Origin of the sequence: Salmonella sp. SJTUF15591 (genome assembly GCF_043356435.1) — a bacterium.
GTDB classification, from domain to species: domain Bacteria; phylum Pseudomonadota; class Gammaproteobacteria; order Enterobacterales; family Enterobacteriaceae; genus Salmonella; species Salmonella enterica.
This window is the reverse complement of record NZ_JBEUJO010000001.1, coordinates 159,001-181,609: the sequence shown is the minus strand read 5'-3', so window position 1 is coordinate 181,609 and position 22,609 is coordinate 159,001. Positions and strand designations below refer to the sequence as shown.

23 protein-coding genes and 1 pseudogene are annotated in these 22,609 nt (G+C 51.0%); 12 read left to right on the top strand and 12 right to left on the bottom strand.

Annotated features, from left to right (window positions below):
• Nucleotides 1-103: 103 nt before the first annotated feature.
• The 5 genes and pseudogenes from patD to ABVM99_RS00855 form a co-directional block, all read right to left on the bottom strand.
• Nucleotides 104-1,549, bottom strand: a complete 1,446-nt coding sequence (gene patD / locus ABVM99_RS00875; protein WP_020438123.1) for an aminobutyraldehyde dehydrogenase — start codon at nucleotides 1,547-1,549, stop codon at nucleotides 104-106.
• A 114-nt stretch (nucleotides 1,550-1,663) separates the two neighbouring features.
• Nucleotides 1,664-3,088, bottom strand: a complete 1,425-nt coding sequence (gene ycdR, locus ABVM99_RS00870; RefSeq protein WP_000760692.1) for a GntR family transcriptional regulator YdcR — start codon at nucleotides 3,086-3,088, stop codon at nucleotides 1,664-1,666.
• A 135-nt stretch (nucleotides 3,089-3,223) separates the two neighbouring features.
• Nucleotides 3,224-3,994, bottom strand: a complete 771-nt coding sequence (locus tag ABVM99_RS00865; RefSeq protein WP_001649408.1) for a M15 family metallopeptidase — start codon at nucleotides 3,992-3,994, stop codon at nucleotides 3,224-3,226.
• Between the two features lie 259 nt (nucleotides 3,995-4,253).
• A pseudogene (locus tag ABVM99_RS00860) lies at nucleotides 4,254-4,485 on the bottom strand (hypothetical protein).
• Nucleotides 4,486-4,517: 32 nt separating this feature from the next.
• On the bottom strand, nucleotides 4,518-4,916 hold the full coding sequence (locus tag ABVM99_RS00855; protein WP_001649405.1) for a hypothetical protein: 399 nt from the start codon (nucleotides 4,914-4,916) through the stop codon (nucleotides 4,518-4,520).
• Between the two features lie 528 nt (nucleotides 4,917-5,444).
• On the opposite strand from ABVM99_RS00855, the gene sifB reads away from it, so the two are divergent.
• Both sifB and ABVM99_RS00845 read left to right on the top strand, forming a co-directional pair.
• Nucleotides 5,445-6,395 carry an SPI-2 type III secretion system effector SifB gene (sifB, locus tag ABVM99_RS00850; RefSeq protein ID WP_023195455.1) on the top strand — a complete coding sequence of 317 codons (951 nt, stop codon included), beginning with the start codon at nucleotides 5,445-5,447 and terminating at the stop codon, nucleotides 6,393-6,395.
• A 271-nt stretch (nucleotides 6,396-6,666) separates the two neighbouring features.
• Entirely contained in the window at nucleotides 6,667-6,897 is a 231-nt protein-coding gene (locus tag ABVM99_RS00845; protein WP_023195456.1) for a DUF2554 family protein, read from the top strand.
• Here ABVM99_RS00845 and ABVM99_RS00840 read toward each other — a convergent pair whose 3' ends face one another.
• Both ABVM99_RS00840 and ABVM99_RS00835 read right to left on the bottom strand, forming a co-directional pair.
• Entirely contained in the window at nucleotides 6,898-8,862 is a 1,965-nt protein-coding gene (locus ABVM99_RS00840; protein WP_001249761.1) for a U32 family peptidase, read from the bottom strand. It lies immediately after the preceding gene.
• A 78-nt stretch (nucleotides 8,863-8,940) separates the two neighbouring features.
• Entirely contained in the window at nucleotides 8,941-9,477 is a 537-nt protein-coding gene (locus ABVM99_RS00835) for a helix-turn-helix domain-containing protein (protein WP_000369550.1), read from the bottom strand.
• Nucleotides 9,478-9,568: 91 nt separating this feature from the next.
• Here ABVM99_RS00835 and ABVM99_RS00830 point away from each other — a divergent pair, with 91 nt between their 5' ends.
• Nucleotides 9,569-10,747 (top strand): benzoate/H(+) symporter BenE family transporter, encoded by a 1,179-nt coding sequence (locus ABVM99_RS00830; RefSeq protein WP_023194684.1) that lies wholly within the window; start codon nucleotides 9,569-9,571, stop codon nucleotides 10,745-10,747.
• Between the two features lie 53 nt (nucleotides 10,748-10,800).
• Here the strand turns inward: ABVM99_RS00830 and ABVM99_RS00825 are convergent, their stop codons facing one another.
• The 3 genes from ABVM99_RS00825 to tehA all read right to left on the bottom strand — a co-directional run bounded on the left by ABVM99_RS00825 (nucleotide 10,801) and on the right by tehA (nucleotide 13,221).
• Nucleotides 10,801-11,469, bottom strand: coding sequence for a DUF3313 domain-containing protein (locus ABVM99_RS00825; RefSeq protein WP_001259021.1), 669 nt, complete (start codon nucleotides 11,467-11,469; stop codon nucleotides 10,801-10,803).
• Nucleotides 11,470-11,624: 155 nt separating this feature from the next.
• A complete protein-coding gene (tehB, locus tag ABVM99_RS00820) occupies nucleotides 11,625-12,221 on the bottom strand; it encodes a tellurite resistance methyltransferase TehB (protein WP_000218280.1) in 597 nt (198 codons plus the stop codon).
• Complete coding sequence (gene tehA / locus ABVM99_RS00815; protein WP_001244002.1) at nucleotides 12,208-13,221, bottom strand: dicarboxylate transporter/tellurite-resistance protein TehA; 1,014 nt, start codon at nucleotides 13,219-13,221, stop codon at nucleotides 12,208-12,210. The genes tehB and tehA overlap by 14 nt, the downstream gene beginning before the upstream one ends.
• A 106-nt stretch (nucleotides 13,222-13,327) precedes the next feature.
• On the opposite strand from tehA, the gene ydcK reads away from it, so the two are divergent.
• A complete protein-coding gene (gene ydcK, locus ABVM99_RS00810) occupies nucleotides 13,328-14,308 on the top strand; it encodes a YdcK family protein (protein ID WP_023194426.1) in 981 nt (326 codons plus the stop codon).
• On the opposite strand, the gene rimL is transcribed toward ydcK, so the two are convergent.
• Entirely contained in the window at nucleotides 14,305-14,844 is a 540-nt protein-coding gene (gene rimL / locus ABVM99_RS00805; RefSeq protein ID WP_000229311.1) for a 50S ribosomal protein L7/L12-serine acetyltransferase, read from the bottom strand. The two genes, ydcK and rimL, sit on opposite strands and share 4 nt — an antisense overlap.
• 216 nt (nucleotides 14,845-15,060) lie before the next feature.
• On the opposite strand from rimL, the gene ABVM99_RS00800 reads away from it, so the two are divergent.
• The 8 genes from ABVM99_RS00800 (at nucleotide 15,061) to aac(6') (ending at nucleotide 21,058) form a co-directional block, all read left to right on the top strand.
• Nucleotides 15,061-16,179 (top strand): M42 family metallopeptidase, encoded by a 1,119-nt coding sequence (locus tag ABVM99_RS00800; RefSeq protein WP_052938185.1) that lies wholly within the window; start codon nucleotides 15,061-15,063, stop codon nucleotides 16,177-16,179.
• Entirely contained in the window at nucleotides 16,176-16,457 is a 282-nt protein-coding gene (gene sgcB / locus ABVM99_RS00795) for a PTS sugar transporter subunit IIB SgcB (protein WP_000976132.1), read from the top strand. The genes ABVM99_RS00800 and sgcB overlap by 4 nt, the downstream gene beginning before the upstream one ends.
• 10 nt (nucleotides 16,458-16,467) lie before the next feature.
• Nucleotides 16,468-17,781 (top strand): PTS sugar transporter subunit IIC SgcC, encoded by a 1,314-nt coding sequence (sgcC, locus tag ABVM99_RS00790; protein ID WP_000460835.1) that lies wholly within the window; start codon nucleotides 16,468-16,470, stop codon nucleotides 17,779-17,781.
• 13 nt (nucleotides 17,782-17,794) lie between these two features.
• Complete coding sequence (gene sgcQ, locus ABVM99_RS00785; protein ID WP_000118615.1) at nucleotides 17,795-18,601, top strand: BtpA family protein SgcQ; 807 nt, start codon at nucleotides 17,795-17,797, stop codon at nucleotides 18,599-18,601.
• A gap of 131 nt (nucleotides 18,602-18,732) precedes the next feature.
• Nucleotides 18,733-19,170 carry an SgcA family PTS sugar transporter subunit IIA gene (gene sgcA, locus ABVM99_RS00780; RefSeq protein ID WP_000606458.1) on the top strand — a complete coding sequence of 146 codons (438 nt, stop codon included), beginning with the start codon at nucleotides 18,733-18,735 and terminating at the stop codon, nucleotides 19,168-19,170.
• Nucleotides 19,171-19,181: 11 nt separating this feature from the next.
• Nucleotides 19,182-19,814 carry a ribulose-phosphate 3 epimerase family protein gene (locus ABVM99_RS00775; RefSeq protein ID WP_023195772.1) on the top strand — a complete coding sequence of 211 codons (633 nt, stop codon included), beginning with the start codon at nucleotides 19,182-19,184 and terminating at the stop codon, nucleotides 19,812-19,814.
• A 15-nt stretch (nucleotides 19,815-19,829) separates the two neighbouring features.
• Nucleotides 19,830-20,621: a DeoR/GlpR family DNA-binding transcription regulator gene (locus ABVM99_RS00770; RefSeq protein ID WP_023195771.1), complete on the top strand. Its 792-nt coding sequence runs from the start codon at nucleotides 19,830-19,832 to the stop codon at nucleotides 20,619-20,621.
• Entirely contained in the window at nucleotides 20,621-21,058 is a 438-nt protein-coding gene (gene aac(6'), locus ABVM99_RS00765) for a cryptic aminoglycoside N-acetyltransferase AAC(6')-Iy/Iaa (RefSeq protein ID WP_001649384.1), read from the top strand. Before ABVM99_RS00770 ends, aac(6') begins: the two co-directional genes overlap by 1 nt.
• Before the next feature lie 140 nt (nucleotides 21,059-21,198).
• On the opposite strand, the gene ABVM99_RS00760 is transcribed toward aac(6'), so the two are convergent.
• On the bottom strand, nucleotides 21,199-22,452 hold the full coding sequence (locus ABVM99_RS00760) for an enolase C-terminal domain-like protein (RefSeq protein WP_023195770.1): 1,254 nt from the start codon (nucleotides 22,450-22,452) through the stop codon (nucleotides 21,199-21,201).
• Nucleotides 22,453-22,609 lie beyond the last annotated feature (157 nt).

The following is a 22,609-nucleotide window of genomic DNA, read 5'->3' as shown; positions in this document are numbered from 1 at the left end:
GTGTTCAACCTTTGAGTACTTGCTGCGCATGTTGGCGGGGAGGTCCCCCTCTCCGCCAACACCCGCCTATTTTTTCACGATTTTTCTGAACAGTAAATGATCCTTAATGCTTAACCATGATATGGCGGACAAGGGTGTAGTCTTCCAGACCATACAATGACATATCTTTGCCGTATCCCGACTGTTTTTGCCCTCCATGCGGCATTTCGCTAACCAACATGAAATGGGTATTAATCCAGGTACAGCCATACTGCAATCTGGCGCTAAGCCGGTGCGCCCGCCCGACGTCCTGAGTCCAGACGGAGGATGCCAGACCATAGCGAGAATCGTTGGCCCACCTCAGAACCTGATCTTCATCATCAAAGACGGTTATACTGACCACCGGGCCGAAGACCTCGCGTTGCACGATGGCATCTTCCTGTTTTGCGTCTGCCAGCAACGTCGGAGCGAAATAGTAACCTTTACCTTCCGTTTGACTTCCACCAGTAATCACACGGATATGGCTGAGGGCCTTCGCCTCCTCTACAGCCGCTGTGACGCGCTTCAGGTGCGCCAGCGAACTTAACGGCCCCAGCTCTGTCGACTCATCCTCCGGCGCGCCCATTTTCAGGCTGCTCACTGCGTTCCCTAGCTTTTCGACCAGCGCATCATAGATACCGCGCTGCGCGTATATACGGCACGCCGCAGTACAATCCTGTCCGGCATTATAGAAACCAAAAGTCCGGACGCCCTGCGCCACCGCATCCAGATCGGCGTCATCAAAAACAATCACCGGGGCTTTACCACCGAGTTCCATATGCGTACGTTTTATCGCTGGCGCAGTATGGCGCAGAATATGCTCCCCGGTCGCGATAGAACCGGTTAAAGAGACCATGCGTACTTTTTCATGGCCGGTCAATACATCGCCAACAGTTTGCCCTCGTCCGAACAGGACATTGAGCACCCCCGGCGGAAAGATATCCTTCGCCAGCACGGCAAGTTTAAGCGCCGTCAGCGGCGTGATTTCAGAAGGCTTAATCACCACGCAGTTACCTGCCGCCAGCGCTGGCGCCAGCTTCCAGGCCGCCATCATGAGCGGATAATTCCACGGCGCGATAGAGGCAACCACGCCAATCGGATCCCGGCGGATCATCGACGTATGTCCTTCCAGATATTCGCCCGCCGCCAGCCCACTCAAACAACGGGCCGCGCCGGCAAAAAAGCGAAAGACATCCACGATTGCCGGAATTTCATCATTGATTACGCAGTGCAAAGGCTTACCGCAGTTTTGCGATTCAAGCCGGGCGAACTCAAGGGCGTTTTGCTCGATGCTGTCCGCCAGTTTTAACAGACATTCCGCCCGTGCTTTGGGTGTGGTCTGCCCCCATTCGGCAAACGCGCTATCGGCGGCCAGCACTGCGGCGTCAACCTGCGCGGGCGACGCTTCCGCAATCTCAAGTATGACCTCGCCTGTCGCCGGGTTATAAACAGACTGCCTTTCTCCCTCGCCGTCCACCAGCACGCCATTAATCAGTAATTGATATTGCATAGCATTTTCCCATATCGTCATTAATCGATTTCCGGCGAACGGGCCGCCGCTTTCCTAAAAATAGACGGCGCGCCAGATGCTCACCCGGCACACTCGGGAAATTTAGTCAGGTTGTGAGCTGACACGCATTCCACCTCACACAAGGCTTTTAGCGCTCAGCATCTCGCGAATCAGGCTGCCAAGCTGTTTTACGGCCTGTTCTTCCCGTTCTCCCCAATGCCATGCGGTGTTAAAACGAAAGAAACGCGTCCAGGCGCCGGACGTTGAAAACATTTTCCCCGGCGCGATACTGATAAGGTGTTCAAGCGCTTTGGCGCTAAGTTCACCGGCATCAAGCTGCTCAGGTAGCTCCAGCCAAAGAAAATAACCGCTATCGTTATGGTGAATTTTTACTTCCGCCGGGAGATGGCGCAAAAGGGTTTGCCAGGCTTGCTGTTTACGTTCGGCAAGCTGCCTTCGCAATCGGCGCAGATGCGCGTCATATCGACGTGTCGAGAGATAATCCACTAACGCCAATTGCATGGGGGAACTGGTGGATAATGTGCTCATTAACTGCAAACGCTGAATTTGTCTGGCATGGCTTCCTCCCGCAACCCAGCCAATGCGAAAACCGGGAACCAGACATTTGGAAAAAGATGAACAATGCAACACGGTATCGTCGCGATCCCATGCTTTGGCAGGCAGAGGTTTCTCGCGGCCAAAGTAGAGTTCGCTATAAACATCGTCTTCAATTAGCGTCACGTTATGGTGCGTGAGTAACGCGACCAGCCGCGCTTTTTTCTCAGCACTCAGCGTGAACCCTAACGGATTCTGGCTGTTGGTCATTAACCAGCACGCTTTCACCGGATATTCCTGTAACGCCTGTTCCAGCGCCATAAGATCGATACCTTCTTTAACATCGGTAGGTATCGACAACGCTTTCAGGCGCAATCGCTCCAGGGCCTGTAGCGCACCGTAGAAACAGGGGTTCTCCACCACCACCCAGTCTCCCGGCGCCGTCACCGCCTGTAAACTAAGATTCAACGCTTCCAGCGCGCCGGCGGTAATGACAATCTCGTCAGGAGAAACGGTAATCCCCTGCTGCGCGTAACGGCGTGCTATCGCATAGCGCAATTCTGCATTACCTGGCGGCAAGTTTTCGATGACGCTCATTGCCGTCGCGGTTTTACTGACCTGCGCCAGAGAGCGGTTCAATTGCGGCAAGGGAAACAGACGCGGATCGGGAAACGCTGAAGCAAAGGGCACCACTGAGGTATCACGGCTGGCCTGCAGCATCTCAAAAATATAGGTATTGATATCTACGGCTTCATCCCGAATAACGTGCGCTGCCGTCGCGACTGACCGACAAACCGGATGCGGCGCGACATAATAACCGGATTGCGGACGGGCGATAATCCGTCCCTGACTTTCCAGCAACTGGTACGCATGACCGACAGTCATAAAACTCATGCCGCTACTGGCGACCTGCTCCCTCAGCGAGGGTAATCGATCGCCGGGTTGCCAAACGCCAGAGGCGATTTGTTCTCTAATTTGCTCCGCCAGACGTTGATATTTTTTCATTATTCGTTCTCATTGAGCGCTGCTTGCAGGTGGCAACCGCAGTGTATATCAGTTGTTAAAATTAACAATGATTTGCTAACTGTTATGGTGCTTCCCAACAGGCGTAATGATTAGATTTCGCAACAAAACGCCGTTTCAGGGTCTCTGCTTAACGGGAAAGTCAAACCAGGTGTTCGGGTATGGTTCATGAGTAAGGGAGAAGTGCCACCATTCAGTATCCAGTGGCGTAAAGCCCGCATCACGCATCAATGTTTGTAATAACAACCTATTCGCGCGTTGCTGAGCGGTAAGCATGGCATTATCGGGATGGGATAACGGACTAAAACAGTCAAAGCCGGTACCAAAATCCAGACTATTATCTGGCGAGCGTTGCGCCGCGGACGCAGTACAATTCACCAGTGGTCGTCCGGGATCGTATATTGGTATTTTACTGTCAAGTGGAACAATCGTTAGATCAAGCGTACTTCCCCGACTGTGGCCGGATCGGGCGGCAAGATAACCTTCATCAAACAGACGCTTTTTCTCTACCAGCGGATAAAATTCGTTTTTCATTTGGTTTTGAGAAGGATCTTTGGCCCACGCGATAAAGTCGTTCACTGCGCTTTGCGGACGGTAGCAATCATATATTTTTAAGGTAAGTCCAAAAGGGCGTAAACGATCGGCGACCTGCTTCACTGCGTTTGCGGCTGGTCGTGTTAACAGGCAAACAGGCGCGTTATAGCCTTTAATGGGGCGACCAATAAAGTTATGGGAAGTGAAGTATCGCATGTCTACCTGTACGTCGGGGGCGACCGTAGTAATATCGACAAAGTCTTTTGGCTGGTGGAGATCAATATGGCTTTCAGCTGACATTGCCTGAAAGGACAACAGGCTGAACAGGAGGAAAGAAGATACGCATTTTACCATATGTTACACCTCGCGAGAGTCACAGGGGTGATTATGTATTTGAGCAGGTAAAGATTAGCGGACAGCGCTTAAACAGATGGTTAAAATAAACATCATTCCCCCCTGTAATCTGTGCCTTATCACAAACGGAGAGGTTATATTTTGCTTATATGACCATTACGCCGCCTGTTCTATACCCAAAATAATTCGAGTTGCTTAAAGGCGGCAAGGGAGTGAGTCCCAGGAGCACAGATAACGATGTGTTTTCACAAAGGCGAGTCTACCTGACCAGAAAGGTTATTTGATAATCAGTAGTACAGTTGTTGTCGCCTTCCATAACTAAATAACATTGTTTTGTCAAAGATAAGACCACTATATAGTCAGGAAGGCAATTAGTGAGGAACGCGTCAATTGTCGGCGATAATGCATCTGAAATTACGATTCACCGCAGTTGTGCAAACACATAGAATCCCCCTCGGACCGAGATAATTCGGTCTGCTGATCATAGCCATTATTCAGTAAGAACGCAGGTTGCAGCGGCGGATCACGGGCGTGAAGAAAAATCCTGCGCCCCAAACTTTTTGGACAAGCGCTGAACCTGCCGTATACTTTTACTTAACGTACACTCCGCCATAAAAATAAACCCTGCGATGATACCGTAATGCCACAGGCATAACTTAAGGATATGCCATAAATCAAGCGAAGCATGATTTAACTTCTCAGTGATTACGATAGTCTGTACAAATATTATGGGATGAAATAATAATACGCCTAACAAAAATATCCCTGCCACAATCATGGCGAGTAACTGAAAAAAAGCCCATCCGATAACGAAGCGGTAAAGTAACAGCAATAATAGCCGTCCACATTTTTTTAGCCATTCTGACTGCAAAATGCCCCAGGATGCTGTCTTTTCGTGAATTTCACCATCTGATTTCTTCATTTTGAGCCTCCTCGCAGGTTTTTATAGTCTTATCACCCAACTGGAAATAAACCCGTCAGCTAATCGTTACAACAAATATAATTAAGACAAAAACTAAAGAGTAAGGTATTTATATCATAAGTGCTATCAGTATTGGCCTTCTGCCCTGCCGCTAAATATCTCATTGTTGTTAGCCTAATAATACTTTTAGTTTAACTTCTTATAAGACAATTTCTACACGGTTGAGCAACTATTTACTTTCTCTAAAAATAATATAGCGCGTAATTAATCATTACTCATGGTACATGATGATGTGAGAATTAAGAAAACCATTTTACTTTCATTCGTTTTACCTGACATACTTCATGGCCAGGAGACGTGGGCATGACTAAAGCTACGGGTCGATATTAACAATAATTTTGACGGTTCAGGACAAAGCAAAAATCAGGTATTTCACTGATAAGCAAATCGATGGGCAACATGGTATAATATTTCGAATACCACCTATTCCAGTAATGAAGTCTCATATAATCACTTGTGGTCTACATTATGCCAATTACTATCGGGAGAGGATTTTTAAAAAGTGAGATGTTTTCTCAAAGTGCCATCTCTCAACGCTCCTTCTTTACGTTACTATGGGAAAAGATTAAAGATTTTTTCTGTAGCACGCGAAGATCTGCTGCTGATCAATATATAAAGGAATTATGTGATGTTGCCTCTCCGCCTGACGCGCAACGTTTATTTGATTTATTTTGCAAGTTATATGAATTATCATCACCGTCATGCAGAGGAAATTTCCATTTTCAGCACTATAAAGATGCTGAGTATCAATATACAAATCTCTGCATTAAAGATGGCGAAGATATTCCGTTATGCATTGTGATACGCCAGGATCACTACTATTATGAGATAATGAATAGAACAGTACTCTGTGTTGATACTCAGTCTGCCCACCTGAAAAGATATTCTGATATTAATATAAAAGCTAGCACTTATGTTTGTGAAGAGCTATGTTGCTTGTTCCCTGAGCGGTTACTACTCTCGCTATCCGGCGGTATAACATTTCCCGTCGACCTAAAAAATATAAAAGAGACGCTTATCGACATGGCAGAAAAGGGTAATTTATGTGACTGGAAGGAACAGGAAAGAAAAGCCGCCATCTCCTCCAGGATTAATCTGGGCATCGCCCAGGCAGGTGTACCACCTATTGACGACGCTATTAAAAACAAAATAGCCGCAAAGGTTATTGAGAATACTAACTTAAAGAATGCAACATTTCATGCAAATCATACACAAAGCTCAGTTACTCAACTAGTTTATTCATGTTTGTTTAAGAATGAGATATTAATGAATATGCTTGAGGAAAATTCCTCTCATGACCTGCTATGTTTAAACGACCTTGTTGAATATGTAGCGCTACAAGTTCATAACAGCCTTTTTTCTGAAGATTTATCTTCACTCGTTGAAACAACAAAAAATGAGGCTCATCACCAGAGTTGACCACACCATAAATAGTATCGCTTACAATCCCCTGGCAATACCAAAACCATCTAATACAATACCTTTAAAATATACTTCCATGGAATAATGGATTTACTATAGAGCGAATTGGCTCGTTATTTTTATAATTGATATCCTGAGTATAAGTATATTTTCTCATACAACTTATCGCACTTATTGACAAACCGTTTTCGCTAATTTGAAGTGTTGAATAATAACTCAAAGAAATTATTGGCATCATAGCCTCACGACGTAACTGGAAGGTGGCATGATGTTTACAAAAGCGTTATCAGTAGTTTTACTGACCTGTGCGCTGTTTTCAGGCCAGTTACTGGCGAAACAGCAAGACCACGCATTCGTATGGTTTGCGACGGGAGGGCACCAGCTTAGACACGAAGCCGACAGTGATGAATTACGGGCGGCAGCGGAAGAATCAGCGGAAGGCTTGCGCGAGCACCACAACTGGCAGAAATCGCGCAAACCAGAAAGCTATTTTCGTTAATTAAACGCCCCTGCGCTTCGGCAGCGTTTTCATCAGCGCTTCAGGGCTCACTGAAGCGACAACGCTGCCGGGCTGGGGCATTTTTAAGATATGGTTTTTAATTTTGCCAATGACATGCATTTCGCAAGGGCGGCAGTCGAATTTTAGCGTCAGTACCTCATCGCCATGCACCAACTGCATCGGCGTGGCTTTCCAGCTCTTAATATTTCCTTTCGCCTGCTTAGGACAAAGGTTGAACGCAAAACGCAGGCAGTGTTTGGTGATCATGACCGGTACCTCGCCCTTCTCCTGATGCGCCTCATAGGCCGCATCAATCAATTGTACGCCGTAACGGTGATAAAATTCCCGCGCTTTGTGGTTGTAGACATTAGCGAGAAAGCTGAGATGCGTTTGCGGATAGACCGGCGCAGGCTGCGCCACGGGTTTCCGACGACCTCGTTGATAATGAGCCAGCCGCGCCGCGTCAAGCATATCAATCGCCTCCCGACGGAACTGATTGAGCAGGCTATTTGGCACGAACAACGCCGCCGGTAATGTCACCTGCATATCACGCGCGTAGTAAGGCGTCTGTCCCAGCTTCGCCAGTCCGGCTGTTAGGTTATTCAACGCTTTTTCAGAGTTATTGGCTTCCTCAAATACCCCGTCAAGCGTATGCGTGATGCAGACACCGTCTTCACTGGTCAGCGTCAGAATAAGCTGTTCCTGCCAGCCGCCCAGCATGATATCAACCGCCACACGGCGCTCACTGGAGGTTTTTGTCAGCGCTTGCTGCCAGTTATGATCCAGATTACGATTCAACGGATGATGCGGACGGACTTTATGCAGGTCGGCAGGCATATCATTTGGCCAAACGCGGTAGCGGTTATGACCGGTTTTCTCCACCGTATTGGCGCGAAAACCCACCACTTCACGCTTAATCAACACGTTCAGACCATCGCCATTCGCCAACGGCTCCGTCGCTTCTACGTCGAGATAATCCTTCGCCACATTCAGCACCTCGCCTACCGGCAAGCCAATAAATTTTGGTGAATCAAATGCGCCAATATCGCCTTTCCGCGCGTTAACAAAATAGTCGGTGCTGCCACGGTGGAAGGTTTTCTCCGTGGAGGGAACAAAAAAGTGCTCGGTCCGACCAACCGACGCACGCGCCAGATCGCCACGTTGCTCGATAATCGCGTCCAGCATCTGACGATAATGCGCGGTGATGTTTTTGACATAGCTCATGTCTTTGTAGCGCCCTTCAATCTTGAAGGAACGTACACCTGCATCGATCAACGCGCCGAGGTTAGCCGTTTGGTCGTTATCTTTCATCGATAGCAAATGTTTTTCGTAAGAGACCACCCGCCCCTGATCGTCTTTTAACGTATACGGTAAACGACAGGCTTGCGAACAGTCGCCCCGATTGGCGCTGCGCCCGGTTTGCGCATGAGAGATATAACACTGCCCAGAATAAGCGACACACAGCGCGCCATGAATGAAGAACTCAATCGTGGCGTCAGTAGCCTGATGAATAGCCGCTATCTGACTCAAATTAAGCTCGCGCGCCAGTACAATCTGTGAAAAACCGACATCGGCAAGAAACTTCGCTTTTTCCACACTACGAATATCACACTGTGTACTGGCGTGAAGCTCAATCGGCGGGATATCCAGCTCCAGAATGCCCATATCCTGCACAATCAGCGCATCCACCCCGGTGTTGTACAAATCGGTGATTAACCGCTGCGCGGGCTCCAGCTCATCATCATGCAGGATAGTATTCAGCGTGACAAAAATCCGGGCGCCGTAACGGTGAGCAAACGGGACCAGATCGGCGATATCGCGCAGACTGTTACTGGCGTTATGACGCGCGCCAAAACCGGGTCCACCGATGTAGACGGCATCTGCGCCATGCAAAATCGCTTCGCGAGCAATTGCGGCGTCACGGGCCGGACTTAACAATTCGAGATAGTGAGGTTGCTGGCGCATACAGTCTTTCTTATCCAATAGCAGCGAAATGGCGGCTATTGTAGTCAGAAGCGCAAACTAACGAAATAGTTTTCCCGCTTAATCACGCGGGTAATGGATCAGCGAGTGAAAATGAACCGTCTGGTCACTACTGTTGCGATAGGTATGCGCCATATCACCGGCAAAACGCAAACCTTTACCGGCGTCTATGGTTTGCCATACCCCACCAGTACACATGTCCAGCCGACCCTGAATCACCACCACATGTTCGATAACGCCGGTTTTATGCGGCGTTGATTCGCTGACCGCGCCTGGCGCCAGCAATAGGGAAAAATAGTCAAAACAGAGTTCAGGGTCCCACGGAAACAGCGGTGTGATTACCATCGCTTGCTGCTGGGGATCGAAGGTCGGAGGAAATTCGGCCTGCGGAGGCGAAATAAACATTGAGAATGGAACGTTCAGGCCCGTCGCAATTTTCCACAGCGTTGCGACTGTCGGACTGGATTCATTACGCTCTATCTGCCCCAACATGGCTTTTGAGACGCCGGAGATCTCCGCCAGACGCGATAAACTCCAGCCTCGCTGATGGCGTAACGTTCTTAACGTGGTCGCCAGATAGTGTGTCAGGTTATCCATTTTCCCCCCCTGTAAGACCATAGCGTATCACTTGTACGCTATAACGCACAATGCTACATTGACTGACCGTTATAACGCACAAGAGGCGATCATGCGTCTGTTATCACTGCCGTTACCTACTGTATTATCTGGTCTGGTCGCCGTTCTGGTCGGCTATGCGAGTTCCGCCGCCATTATCTGGCAGGCGGCGCTTGCCGCTGGCGCAACACCCACAGAGATCGCCGGCTGGATGACCGCCCTCGGTATAGCCATGGGCATAAGCACACTAACGTTAACCTTGTGGTATCGTGCGCCGGTTTTAACCGCCTGGTCAACGCCTGGCGCCGCCCTGTTGGTGACAGGGCTTCAGGGATTATCGTTGCCAGATGCCGTGGGCATATTCATTGTCGCCAATGCCCTGATTGTGCTGTGCGGCGTCACGGGATTGTTTGCGCGTTTGATGCGGATAATCCCCCATTCTCTTGCCGCTGCAATGCTGGCGGGAATACTGCTACGCTTCGGCCTGCAGGCGTTCGGGACGCTCAATGGAGAATTTGTCATGTGCGGCGGTATGCTATTGGCGTGGCTACTCTTTAAAGTATTCGCGCCCCGCTATGCCGTTATTGCTGCCATGGTGATGGGAATAACGGTGGCGCTCATCCAGGGTAAGGTGGCGATGAGCGGTATTCATTTCGCGCCGGTGTGGCCCACCTTCGTTCCCCCCCACTTTTCATTCGCTCAAAGCCTGAGCGTCGCGGTACCGCTCTTCCTGGTGACGATGGCATCGCAAAACGCCCCCGGCGTCGCCACAATGAAGGCGTCTGGCTATCAGCTTCCTGTCTCTCCGTTAATAATTTTTACCGGGTTGCTGGCGCTGCTGCTTTCGCCATTTGGCGTTTATTCTATCTGCATTGCCGCCATTACAGCCGCCATTTGTCAAAGCCCGGATGCGCACCCCGATCCAACGCGTCGCTGGTTAGCGGCCGCCGCCGCAGGCGTTTTTTATTTACTTGCCGGGTGGTTTGGCGGTTCGATAACCGCGCTGATGGTCGCCCTGCCGGTTAGCTGGGTGCAAATGCTGGCTGGTCTGGCACTGTTAAGTACGATTAGCGGTAGCCTGTATCAGGCGCTTACCCACGAAAGTGAGCGTGACGCTGCAGTTATCGCATTTCTCGTCACCGCCAGCGGGCTAACGCTGATAGGCATCGGATCGGCATTCTGGGGGTTGATCGCTGGCGGGATAGGCTACGCAGTATTAACGAGAACGCGCCGCCCATCGTTGTCTGGCTGATGGCGACCGCTAATCTGCCGGGGGTTGCGCCATCTTGCGATGGCGCCGCAGAATTATTTTTTGTTAACGTCAAACATAGAGGTATCCGTCGCCATATCATCCACGACCTGTTTCAACGTCTCAAACGCCATTGGCGTACTGGAATTACTCAGGTCTTGACCTTCACCCTGGCGCACTACCTTGACGACCGGCTTGTTGGTCGCGGCATCTATCAGTTCACCCTCAAAATAAAGGTGGGTATCCATGGTTCGGTGGCCCGTCGCCATTTGCGTGCCCGCCACAATCAGCGCTACAGGGATTACCTCATAGAATTGTAGCCCTTCTTTGCTGGTATCCACGCCCGTAATCGCCCCGCGGAAAATCAAACTGCGCGGCCCTGGCGTCGTAACCAGCGGTTTGCGCTGTTCAATTGCTGATTTTACTTTACTGTTCGTATAAGCCAGCAGTTTATCAAGAACTTGCTGCCCGACCTGGGTCGTTGGCTTGGGGACGGGATAGTACGTTATCGGATTGTAAACAATATTGTCATAGTTAGAGTCATTGAAATGTGGATCTACCCAGCGCAACACCGGTTTTCCCGTGGCGGAGGTAGTTTCCTGCAGGTCCGAATAATTTTTTAAGAATCCAGAATACTTATCCGGCTGTGTGACTTTAGACGCACAGCCGGATAACGCCAGCAAGCCAGTAAGCACTGCAACTTTAAATAAAGTATGAGTACGCATGAAACGATCCCTTTAGTCTTCGCAATGATGCAAAGGAAATAATAGCAAAACGAAATCATTCTGGATGCACTAAAAATGGTAACGACAGCACAATTTGAACGCGGCGCCCGACAAAAAAATGCCGAACGCTGCGAGACTTACAGAACTTGCATCGCTCAGGCCGTTTTTCTCGCCAGCATCGTAGCAAAGCGCAGTTTGATACGGTTGCCGTTTTCGTCCGTGCGGTGAAGCTCGCCGACATCTTCGTTGTATTTCAGCATGTCCCATCCTTCGTAATAGCGGCGTAATTCGCCTTCTTTAAAAGCGAACGGGAATCCCACCGTACAGGGAAAGTCCGGCGTATCCATTGCCGCAACAATCAAATTATACCCGCCGGGTTTTGTGCAGCGTTGCATATTGGCAATTAAACCGGGAATGGTTTGCGCCTCAAGAAACATCATAACCACCGTCGAGAGAATAAAATCGTACTCGCCGTCAAAGGTCAATGTATTCAGATCGACCAGGTCGGTTTGCAGATTATCCAGCCCTTCTGCCGCTTTAATACGCTCAAGATTAGCCATACTGGCCGGATTTTTATCCCACGCGGTAACGTCATAACCGTTCGCGGCCAGATACAGACTATTGCGGCCATTGCCACATCCCAAATCCAGCGTTCGGCCCGGCGCGACAACCTTTGCCGCCGCCAGCACATCCGAATGCGTGCGGGTTAATCCGTATTTCTCAGTAAAATAATTTTCGTCACGAACGGTCATTTTTTTCCTCCGTTTTCAACAGTGCAGCGCGCTCAGTGCGAATAAGCAACGTCCCCTGCACCAGCAATAGAAATGTACGAACCAGCAATAAGGCGATAATAGCGTTAGTGAAAATAAACAGCGGGACGGCCAGAATATGGAAAAGCCCTGATTCACTACCGTGACCAAGATGTAACCCCGTGGTCGCCAGCGCGGAAACGCCGAACGAAAAACTCCAGAAGGAAGCATTAAACGGTTGTGATAAATACCAGGGCATTAATCGCAGCATAAATAAAAGTTGTAACAGACCGTAGCCGAATAGCATTTTCGCCAGCGTGTCGCCCTCCCCGCCATTGACGCTCAGCCAGGCGCTACAGGCGACCAGCGCGGGCGCCAGTTGGATACCCAGCGACGTACGCAGCACCGCCGGTAATTCGCCGCAGCTACGCAGTCGCTGCAAAATAACCGGCTCCAGACTTAACCACGAAAAGACGCCTGCGCCTAAAAACACCAGTCCTGCATCATTGTAACCGAGCGCTCCACAGGCCATAGCGCTGATAAAATTATTCGCTACCGTGGGCAGATAAAGTCCTGGGGTTGTCGCTTCTTCCGGATGCGCTCCGCGCCAAAGTCCCGCCGTCTGCCAGGCGGCATACGCCAGTTGTATGACGACCCCCACGCTGAATAGCGCAACGGCCAACGGGCGATACCAGGGAACGAAACCGATCGCGACCAGCATCGTGGTGGCGGGAAACAGGCTGACAAAACTGCTCATTACCGGATGTCGCACTTCAGCCATCACGCTATGGGGAAAGCGCACCAGACGGCTAAGGAACGCCAGGGTCAAGAGTGCCCAAATAATCATCGCCAGGATCACCATGATGTCGCCGGGCCAGTGGCTTATTCCCCATATCTGGCTGGCATAACGCCAGGCGAATCCCATACCGATAGTGCCAAGGACGATGCCAAAATAGCCCGCAGGCAGATTGAGCACGCGATCGCTCTGCTTGTGATTACGCATTTTGTTTAATTTATAAAGTATATTTGAAATGCATTTTATGGAATTTCTGGTTGTTTCGCCAGTACCTTTGCTACGGTTATCTTAATCGTTCACACGGAATTTCCCTATGACCAAATATCGACTGAGTGAAGAACCTCGTGCTTTTACTTATCAGGTAGACGGTGAGAAGAAAAGCGTCTTATTACGACAAGTTATTGCCGTAACGGATTTTAACGATGTTAAAGCCGGAACCTCCGGCGGCTGGGTTGATGCCGATAATGTGCTGTCACAACAGGGGGATTGCTGGATTTATGATGAAAACACGATGGCCTTTGCGGGCACGGAAATTACGGGTAACGCGCGTATCACGCAGCCGTGCACGCTCTACAATAACGTGCGAATAGGCGATAACGTCTGGATTGATCGCGCTGATATCAGCGATGGCGCACGGATAAGTGACAACGTCACCATTCAGTCCTCTTCCGTGCGCGGAGAGTGTGCGATTTATGGCGATGCCCGCGTGTTAAACCAGTCAGAAATTCTCGCCGTTCAGGGACTAACGCATGAACATGCGCAGATTTTACAAATTTACGATCGCGCCACCGTGAACCATTCGCGGATTGTCCATCAGGTACAGCTTTATGGCGACGCCACTATCACACACGCTTTTATTGAGCACCGGGCGGAGGTCTTTGATTTCGCGCTCATCGAAGGCAACAAAGACAATAATGTCTGGATCTGTGACTGCGCCAAAGTCTATGGCCATGCGCGGGTTATCGCCGGCACAGAGGAAGATGCGATCCCTACCCTTCGCTACAGCTCACAGGTAGCGGAACATGCGTTAATCGAAGGCAACTGTGTGTTAAAACATCATGTGCTGGTAGGCGGACATGCTGAGGTACGCGGAGGCCCGATTTTACTGGACGACCGCGTGCTGATTGAAGGCCATGCCTGTATACAGGGCGAAATTCTGATTGAGCACCAGGTCGAGATTAGCGGACGGGCGGCGGTGATAGCCTTTGACGGCAATACTATTCACCTGCGCGGCCCAAAAGTGATCAATGGCGAGGATCGTATTACGCGTACCCCCTTAGTCGGTTCCCTTTAATCCGCATCAATAATGCGGGCATACATATTAACGTCGTGATAGTCGCCGTTAAGATACTCCGCCTGCTTCATACAGCCTTCCAGCGTAAAATGGTTGCGCCGTGCGACTGCGTTACTGGCCTGATTATCAACGCGGCATTTAATGACGAAGCGCCGAATATCGCCGCGCCGGGCATAATGTGTCATCAGCGCCTGTAATGATTGCGACATTATCCCTTGTCCCTGGAGGGACTCATCCAGCCAGTAACCGATATAGGCGGCTTTGTTTATCGGTTCGATGGCATTAAATGAGAGTACGCCCGCCATCTCATTCTGGCAGAAAATCAGGTACATTTTGGCGTAACCACGCTGGTGCAACAGCATATTACCCTGCACATGCTTACGCGTTTCCTCCTGCGACGTGACATATTGCGGCCAGTCGAGCGACTGTTGTAGCCACGCTTTGTTTTTGAGTACCAGTTGGTGCAGCGCCGGAACATGACTTTCATCTGCCGCTCGCAGTTCCAGCGTCGTGCTAACAGGAATAATTTCCACCATCGCGTTGCCCTTCTTCGTTATTGGTCGTAATCACATAAATAGCCTGGTTTACCGATAACCCGCAGGTGATATGAGCGTTTTTATTGTATCGCCATCACATTATTTTTTATTGGCCATATTTAGCGTATTTCCGCGTGACACATTTCACACTTATCCAACCATTCTCCGCCTATAAAACGCTCAACGACTGATTGTTTTATCACCACGGAGACGCCAATGACCTTTTCTGTGCAGGAAACGCTTTTTTCTTTACTGCGGCTAAACGGGATTTCAGGACATGAAAGCAGTATTGCAAACGTTATGCAGCACGCGTTTGAACAGCAGGCCAAAGACGTCTGGCGGGATCGCCTGGGCAATGTCGTCGCCCGTTATGGCAGCGATAAATCCGACGCGCTTCGCCTGATGATTTTTGCGCATATGGATGAAGTGGGTTTTATGGTACGCAAGATCGAACCCTCCGGTTTTTTACGTTTTGAACGCGTGGGCGGCCCGGCGCAAATTACTATGCCCGGTTCGATTGTGACGCTTGCCGGACGTTCAGGCGATATCATGGGCTGTATCGGTATTAAAGCATATCACTTCGCGAAGGGTGACGAGCGCACCCAGCCACCCGCTCTCGATAAACTCTGGATTGATATCGGCGCAAAAGATAAAGCGGATGCCGAACGAATGGGTATTCAGGTGGGGACGCCAGTAACCCTTTACAACCCGCCGCACTGTCTGGGCAACGACCTGGTATGCAGTAAGGCGCTGGATGACAGGCTGGGGTGTACGGCGCTACTGGGCGTCGCCGAGGCCCTCGCCTCCACACCGCTCGATATCGCGGTATTCCTGGTCGCGTCGGTACAGGAAGAGTTCAATATTCGCGGCATTATTCCCGTTTTACGACGCGTGCGCCCCGACCTGGCGATTGGTATTGATATCACCCCATCCTGCGACACGCCTGACCTGCAGGATTACTCAGATGTGCGGGTCAACCACGGCGTCGGCATCACCTGTCTGAACTATCACGGACGCGGTACGTTGGCGGGACTGATTACGCCGCCGCGTTTGCTGCGGATGCTGGAGACCACCGCGCACGAAAATAATATTCTCGTACAGCGAGAAGTCGCGCCAGGCGTCATCACCGAAACCGGCTACATTCAGGTTGAACTGGACGGTATTCCCTGCGCCAGTCTTTCTATTCCCTGCCGCTATACCCATTCGCCAGCCGAAGTCGCCAGCCTGCGCGACCTGGCTGATTGTATCCGTTTACTGACTGCGCTGGCCAATATGTCGCCAGAACAGTTTCCCATTGAGCCTGAAACAGGCGCTACACAAGAGGCACGACCATGATGAAGAAGATCCTTGTGGCATGTGGTACCGGCATGTCGACATCAACCATGATTGCACAAAAACTGCAGGACTTTCTTGCGGAGCAAGGCATTGCGGCAACCACGGCGCAATGTTGTCTGAATGAGATCCCGTTGAACTGTAACGGTATGGATCTCATCGTAACGTCCATGCGTACGCACAGTGACTATGGCATCCCGACGCTCAACGGCGCCGCCCTGCTGACAGGCATCAACGACGACGCATTAAAACAAGAAATCAAGGCGCTGTTAACACAATAAAGGGGGCATTATGTTTGATTACATCCTGTCTCTCGGCGGCACCGTTTTTGTGCCCATCATTATGATTATCATCGGCTTAATCTTTCGTATTCCCTGGCTGCAGGCGGTGAAAGCCGGGGTGACGGTCGGCATCGGTTTTGTCGGCATGGGGTTGGTGATCGTCATGGCGATCGACAGTCTCAGTCCGCCGATCAAAGTGATGATTGAGCGTTTTGGCCTGACGCTGCATGTGTTTGACGTCGGCGCCGGGCCCGCATCCGGCGTCGGCTATGCGACGGCCATCGGCGCGATGATCATTCCCGTTATCTTTCTGCTTAACGTCGGTATGCTGGTGACTCGTCTGACCAAAACCATGAACGTTGATATTTATAACTACTGGCACTACGCCATTACCGGAACGGTCGTCCAGTTGATGACCGGCAGTCTGATTTATGGCGTACTGGGCGCGATTTGCCACGCCGCCTTGTCGTTGAAAATGGCCGACTGGACGGCGAAACGGGTACAGAACATTGTGGGTCTGGAAGGGATTTCTATTCCGCAAGGGTATGGCTCCAGTTCCGTGCCGTTGTTCGTATTACTGGATGCGATATACGAAAAAATACCGTTTATGAAAGGACGCAATATTGATGCTCAGGAGATCCAAAAACGGTATGGGATGGTTGGTGACCCGGTGATCATTGGCGTTGTTCTCGGGCTGATCTTCGGACTTGCCGCAGGCGAAGGCTTTAAAGGGTGCGCAACCTTAATGATTACCGTGGCGGCGATTATGGTGCTGTTTCCGCGCATGATTCGCCTTATCGTTGAGGGATTAATGCCCATTTCCGACGGCGCGCGTAAGTTCTTCCAGAAACACTTTAAAGGGCGCGAAGTCTTTATCGGTCTGGATACCGCAGTGACGTTAGGCCACCCGACCACCATCGCGGTTGGACTGCTGTTAATTCCCATCATGTTAATTCTGGCGAGCATACTGCCGGGCAATAAAGTCCTGCCGCTGGCTGATTTACCGGTTGCGCCGTTTTTTATCTGCATGGCCACGGTTATTCATCGCGGCGATCTGATTCGTACTCTGCTCAGCGGCATCATTGTCATGATTACCGTTCTGCTGATCGCCACCCAGTTCGCACCGTACTTTACCGATATGGCACTCAAAGGCGGCTTTAGCTTCGCCGCTGAAAACGCGCAAATTACCGCGCTGTCGGTGGGAAATATGTTTGGCTGGTCAATATCTGAATTGATGTCGCTGGGCATGATTGGCGTGGTTATTGTGGTCGGCATTGTCGCCAGCATCATACTTGTCTTACGTAAACGTGAACTACCGGAATAAGGAGCAACCCAGAATGAGTTGGCTAAAAGAGGTAATAGGAACAGAAAAAGCCGTTATCGCCATGTGTCATTTACGGGCGCTGCCGGGCGATCCCGGGTTCGATACCAGGAAAGGCATGAATTGGGTAATTGACCGCGCCCATGACGATTTAATGGCGCTACAAAATGGCGGCGTGGATGCGGTGATGTTCTCCAACGAATTTAGTCTGCCTTATTTAACGAAAGTCAGACCGGAAACGACCGCCGCGATGGCAAGAATCATCGGTCAGTTAATGAGTGAAATTCGCGTACCGTTTGGGGTAAACGTGTTGTGGGACCCTGTGGCCTCGTTTGATTTGGCAATGGCGACCGACGCAAAATTTATTCGCGAAATTTTCACCGGCGCTTACGCCAGCGATTTTGGCGTCTGGGATACGAATGTCGGCGAAACCATTCGCCATCAGCATCGCATCGGCGCAGGCCACGTGAAAACGCTGTTTAACATCGTGCCGGAAGCGGCGGTGTATCTGGGAAACCGGGATGTCTGTTCAATTGCGAAATCGACCGTATTTAACAATAACCCCGATGCCCTGTGCGTCTCGGGGCTGACGGCGGGCGCCCGCACGGATAGCGCCATACTGAAGCGGGTAAAAGAGACCGTTCCCGACACGGTCGTGCTGGCGAATACCGGGGTGTGTCTGGAAAACGTCGAGGAGCAGCTCTGCATTGCCGACGGATGCGTAACGGCAACCACGTTTAAAAAAGACGGCGTCTTCGCCAACTTTGTCGACCAGGCGCGCGTGGCGAAGTTTATGGAGAAAGTACGCCATATCCGACAATAAAATGGGGATAAGCAAAACGCTTATCCCCTGCAGAGAGCGATAACTCTTCTGCCGATCTCCGTCGCCTTCGCCAAAAGACACGCCGGGGATCGGTTTCAGAGTAACCCGAACCGGCAAGGAGTCAACGATCGATGATTAATGATGTTAAGTGGGTTCAGGCGCAACGCCATGCCAGCGACTGGCGACACGCGCTGGATATCGCCGTTCGTCCGCTGATTACCTTCGGCGCGGCGGCCCCCTGCTACCTGGACGGTATTATTGAGAACACCCTTAAATGGGGGCCATATTATCTTATCGCGCCGGGGATTGCGCTGCCCCATGCCAGACCGGAGCAAGGCGCCAACCATAATCAAATCAGCGTCACTACGTTATCAACGCCGGTCGCTTTCGGTAATGCGGATTGCGATCCCATCTGGCTGTTGCTTTGCGCCAGCGCCACGGATGCCGAAGCACATATTCGCACCATTCAACGCATCAGCCAGTGGCTCGACTCGCCGGAAAGCGTCGCGATGCTGCAAGATGCGCCAAATGATGCCGCGCTTTTCGCGCAATTAACCGCATTGCGCTGATGGAGGTTTCGATGATCCTGCACCCTTCACTGGCCTCCGCCGATCCGCTGCGCTATGCCGAGGCGTTGACCGCTTTACACGATGCGCCCCTCGGCTCACTGCATCTGGATATCGAAGATACCAGTTTCATCAACAATATTACCTTCGGTATGAAAACCATTCAGGCAGTCGCACAATACACTCGCCATCCGCTTTCATTTCACCTGATGGTCTCATCACCGCAACGCTGGCTACCCTGGCTTGCAGCTATCCGCCCCGGCTGGATTTTCATTCATGCCGAAAGCGTGCAAAACCCCTCAGAGATTCTGGCGGATATTCGCGCTATCGGGGCGAAAGCAGGACTGGCGCTTAACCCGGCAACGCCGCTATTGCCTTATCGTTATCTGGCATTGCAACTGGATGCGCTGATGATCATGACCAGCGAACCCGACGGGCGCGGACAGCAATTTATCGCCGCGATGTGTGAAAAAGTGAGCCAGAGCAGAGAGCATTTCCCTGCTGCGGAATGCTGGGCGGACGGCGGTATTACACTTCGCGCCGCACGGCTGCTTGCCGCCGCAGGCGCACAGCATCTGGTGATTGGCCGGGCGTTGTTCACGACGGCGAACTATGATGTGACGTTGTCACAATTCACCGCGCTATAAAGGAGTCATATGCTGATGAGCCAACAGCGCCCCGACCGTATCAAGCAGATGTTGCATTACCTTTGGCAACACAGGCACCTCTCAACACAACAAGCTATTGAGCTTTTTGGCTATGCAGAGGCAACCGTGCGCCGGGATTTTCACTATATTGCCAGCCGTTATCCCGGTATGGTTCGCGGCCATGGTTGTATTGACTTCGACGACAGTACGGAAGATAAAGAATATGTTTTCGACGTTAAGCGAACGTTACAAAGTGAGGCGAAACGCGAAATCGCTGCCCTCGCCCGTACGTTCATCAAGGATGGAGACTGCTTTTTTCTCGACTCCGGCTCCACCTGTCTGGAACTGGCAAAATGTCTGGTCGACGCCAAAGTAAAAGTCATTTGCAATGACATCAAAATCGCTAATGAACTGGGTGGCTTCCCACACGTAGAGAGCTACATTATTGGCGGACTGATCCGCCCCGGCTACTTTTCGGTGGGCGAGAGTCTGGCGCTGGAGATGATTAACGCCTTTGCCGTTGAACGCGCCTTTATCTCCTGCGATGCGCTGTCGATTGAAACGGGCATCACCAACGCTACCATGTTTGAAGTGGGCGTTAAAACGCGCATTATTCAGCGCTCACGTGAGGTCATATTGATGGCCGATCACTCAAAGTTTGATACTGTAGAACCCCATGCGGTGGCGACGCTGTCCTGTATTACTACCATTCTTAGCGACAGTGCGCTCCCGTCTGCTATCGCCCGACGTTATCAGCAGGCGGGATGCCGTCTCATCATGTCAGACCCCTCATCAGGAGTGCGTTAATGGACATCAGGCAAATGAACAGAACCCATCTGGATCACTGGCGCGGATTGCGAAAACAGCTCTGGCCTGGTCACCCGGATGACGCCCATCTGGCGGACGGCGAAGAAATTCTGCAAGCCGATCATCTGGCATCATTTATTGCGATGGCAGACGGGGTGGCGATTGGCTTTGCGGATGCCTCAATCCGCCACGATTATGTCAATGGCTGTGACAGTTCGCCCGTGGCTTTCCTTGAAGGTATTTTTGTTCTCCCCTCATTCCGTCAACGCGGCGTAGCGAAACAATTGATTGCAGCGGTGCAACGATGGGGAACGAATAAAGGGTGTCGGGAAATGGCCTCTGATACCACGCCGGAAAATACAATTTCCCAGAAAGTTCACCAGGCGTTAGGATTTGAGGAAACAGAGCGCGTCATTTTCTACCGAAAGCGTTGTTGAGGAAAATATTCAGGCTCCTTATAGAGAAGTGGTCACTGATTAAAAAGCAGCCTCAATATACAATAATTCCTGTTTCTAAAACGGAGTCCATCAGGACGTCGGGAATAAGACCCGGCAGATGCAAGCCGGGCCTTCATTGCTTACGGTCTTGAGGCCGTACCGTCTGGTGTGCGCGCCATTGTCCAGGATGGGATTCCCCCCTCGCACGGATATTTCGCCGCTTTGGCTTCATCAATGTCAATACCCAGACCCGGCTTATCGTTCAGATAGGCATAACCGTGGTCAATCTCAGGGCAGCCCGGGAAGACATCACGCAGCGCGTCGTTCATTGGCGTGTATTCCTGAATGCCAAAGTTCGGTGAACTCAAATCCAAATGCATATTGGCGCAAACCCCGACTGGAGAAATGTCGCCCGGCCCGTGCCATGCGGTGCGCACACCGTTCAGTTCGCTGTAGACAGCAAGTTTCTTCGCCGGCGTAATGCCGCCGATGGTACTCACGTGGCAGCGAATGTAGTCGATGAGCCTGTTGTCGATGAGCGGCTTCCACTCATTCACATTCACAAACAGCTCACCCATGGATATCGGAGTGGAAGACTGCTGGCGCAACACTTTCAGCCAGTCGATGTTTTCCGGTGCCACCGGATCCTCAAGATAAAATAGTTGATACTGTTCAAGCGTTTTGGCCAGATTAATGGCAGTCATCGGGGTCACGCGCTCATGTACATCATGAATAAATTCGATGCTAAAACCGAGCTTGTTACGCAGGTGGTCGAACAGACGCGGAACGCTTTTGGCGTAGGCGTCCGGGTCAAAGTAGATGCCGGGCGTTTTGCTGCGCGGTGAACGTTTCGGCTGAATGTTCTTCGCACGTGCCAGCTGTGTGGCGATCAGTTTAAGGTCATCGGTCCCCGCACCGCCATACATTCCCATCTGGCAGCGAACGTACTGATAACCCTCTTCCATTCTGGCTCGGATGTTATCTTCCACTTCAACTTCATCACCACCATCGGTGTGGCAGTACAGTGGGATCCCATCACGACATTTGCCGCCCAGCAGATCATAAACCGGCATCCCCGCTAGCTTACCTTTGATATCCCACAGTGCCATGTCCACGCCGGACAATGCATTGTTCATGATCGGGCCATTGCGCCAGTAGCCACTCACCACGCCTGACTGCCAGATGTCCTCAATACGGGTCGGATCTTTGCCAACCAGAAAAGGCGCCATGTACTCATCGATCGCGCTTTTTACCGCGAAGATACGCTGGGTAAATGTCGCGCATCCTAGCCCATACAGCCCTGGCTCGTTGGTTTCTATCTTAACGACTGCCAAATCAATGCCGCCCGGCGCCGTCAGAATCGTTTTCACGTTGGTAATTTTCAGGTTACTCACTTTCACTCCTTAACTCAGCGAATTTACCGCATGTCATACCGTTGTGGATGATACAACAGATATGTGTAAGTTGTCCTACAACTTTATACTGTTATATCACGCTTCTTTTACAGCGGATCGCTGCGAGTGCCATTCTGTGACAGCGATCAAACTGCGT